The sequence below is a fragment of the Pseudomonas sp. HMWF021 genome (assembly GCF_003061005.1).
Lineage (GTDB): Bacteria > Pseudomonadota > Gammaproteobacteria > Pseudomonadales > Pseudomonadaceae > Aquipseudomonas.
Map to the genome: position 1 here is coordinate 1 of NZ_QAIK01000183.1, position 1,287 is coordinate 1,287.

At 58.0% G+C, this 1,287-nt stretch carries 1 protein-coding gene; it reads left to right on the forward strand.

The features are described 5' to 3' along the window. The first annotated feature begins 15 nt into the window (after positions 1-15). Positions 16-408, forward strand: coding sequence for a RidA family protein (locus DBR18_RS26440; RefSeq protein WP_108592593.1), 393 nt, complete (start codon positions 16-18; stop codon positions 406-408). Positions 409-1,287: the final 879 nt, after the last annotated feature.

Sequence of the window (1,287 nt, forward strand, 5' to 3'; positions counted from 1 at the left end):
ATGATGGAGACACCCATGACCCAGCGCGACGCAGTTTTCCCACCCGCCCGCCATGCCCTTTACGAGCGCCATCGCTACTCGCCGGCAATTCGCTCCAATGGTTTTCTGTTCGTCTCCGGGCAAGTCGGCAGCCGTGAAGACGGCTCGCCCGAACCGGACCTGCAGGATCAGGTGCGTCTGGCCTTCAACAACCTCAATGCGATCCTCGATGCCGCCGGTTGCAGCTTCGCCGATGTGGTGGACGTCACGGTGTTCATGGTCGACCCGCAATCGACCTTTGAGACCATCTGGGAAGTGGTGCCGGAGTTCTGGGGCAATGCGCCGTACCCGACGATAACCGCTGTCGGCGCGACCTGGCTGGCCGGGTTTCAGTTCGAGATCAAGGTGATCGCCAAGATCCCCGTGTAGGCGCTGCGGCACGCTGCGATCTTTGATCTTCAATCGAAGCACAAAGATCGCAGCCTCGTTTCACTCGACAGCTCCTACAGGGTTTTTCGGGGTCGCAGCGGCGGTGAGCGATCCCGTGTCGTAAGCCTGTAGGAACTGCGGCACGCTGCGATCTTTTGATCTTCAATCGAAGCACAAAGATCGCAGCCTCGTTTCACTCGACAGCTCCTACAGGGTTTTGCGTGATCACAGCGGCAGTGAGCGATCCCGTGTCGTAAGCCTGTAGGAGCTGCGGCACGCTGCGATCTTTTGATCTTCAATCGAAACGCAAAGATCGCAGCCTCGTTTCACTCGACAGCTCCTACAGGTTTTTTCGGGGTCGCAGCGGCGGTGAGCGATCCCGTGTCGCAAGCCTGTAGGAGCTGCGGCACGCTGCGATCTTTTGATCTTCAATCGAAGCACAAAGATCGCAGCCTCGTTTCACTCGACAGCTCCTACAGGTTTTTTCGGGGTTACAGCGGCAGTGAGCGATCCCGTGTCGTAAGCCTGTAGGAGCTGCGGCACGCTGCGATCTTTTGATCTTCAATCGAAACGCAAAGATCGCAGCCTCGTTTCACTCGACAGCTCCTACAGGTTTTTTCGGGGTCGCAGCGGCGGTGAGCGGTCCTGTGTCGCCAGCCTGTGGGAGCTGCGGCACGCTGCGATCTTTTGATCTTCAATCGAAACGCAAAGATCGCAGCCTCGTTTCACTCGACAGCTCCTACAGGGTTTTTCGGGGTCACAGCGGCGGTGAGCGATCCCGTGTCGTAAGCCTGTAGGCGCTGCGGCACGCTGCGATCTTTTGATCTTCAATCGAAACGCAAAGATCGCAGCCTCGTTTCACTCGACAGCTCCTACAGG

Excerpts from the sequence above, each read along its gene's own strand:
- DBR18_RS26440 (WP_108592593.1), top strand. The coding sequence starts at position 16 with ATGACCCAGCGCGACGCAGTTTTCCCACCCGCCCGCCATGCCCTTTAC.